Raw genomic sequence first — 821 nt, 5'->3', positions numbered from 1 at the left:
ATAATTATGAAATTAGAGAATCTGAAGCCTGAAATAATTGCCAGACAATCATTTCAGGCTTTTTTTATATAAAATAATAAGCGTCAAGTAGAGAGATAAAAAAGCATGAATGAGGCATTAGAAGCAATAAAAGTCCTAGATATAGACCATTTAGGTATAGTAGCGGGAATAATAGACGAGATAGAATTGGTAGAAGAAGTGAATAAAAAAGTAGGAATAAAAGTTAAAGAAACTCTCACTCCTGGACAAGTAATGAAAGCAATGATTTTGAATGGATTAGGGTTTTTGAGCGCACCATTATACTTATTTGAAGAATTTTTTGTAGGAAAAGCGACTGAACATTTAATAGGTACAGGAGTATTACCATCACATCTAAATGATGACAAATTAGGAAGAGCATTAGACCAATATTATCAAGTAGGGACAACCAAATTATTTACAGCAATCGCCATAAAAGCTGCTGAGAAATTCCAAGTAGAAATGAATAGCATTCATTTAGACGGGAGTTCAATATATGTACACGGGGAATATAAAAAAGATGCACAATTAAGAGATGAAGTCAATGAGAAAAGAGAATTAAATGAATGATCATCAGAGATGAAAGCAATAGAAATTGTACATGGGTACTCAAGAGATCACCGACCAGACTTAAAACAATTTATCATAGACATGATAGTGACAGGAGATGGAGATATCCCATTATATTTAAAAATAGACTCAGGAAATGTAGATGATAAAAGCGTATTCGTATCAAGATTAAAAGAATTTAGAAAGCAATGGACATTTGAGGGAATATGTGTAGCAGATAGTGCCTTATACAC

General features: G+C 32.4%; 1 pseudogene. It reads left to right on the top strand.

Annotation, left to right across the window (positions count from 1 at the left end):
* Nucleotides 1-105: 105 nt before the first annotated feature.
* A pseudogene (locus tag V7K25_RS14785) lies at nucleotides 106-821 on the top strand (IS1634 family transposase); the annotation flags it as partial.

It is taken from the genome of Nostoc sp. (assembly GCF_036919495.1).
Lineage (GTDB): Bacteria > Cyanobacteriota > Cyanobacteriia > Cyanobacteriales > Nostocaceae > Nostoc.
The sequence above is the reverse complement of the archived record's forward strand: the minus strand, read 5'-3'. Positions and strand labels throughout refer to the sequence as shown.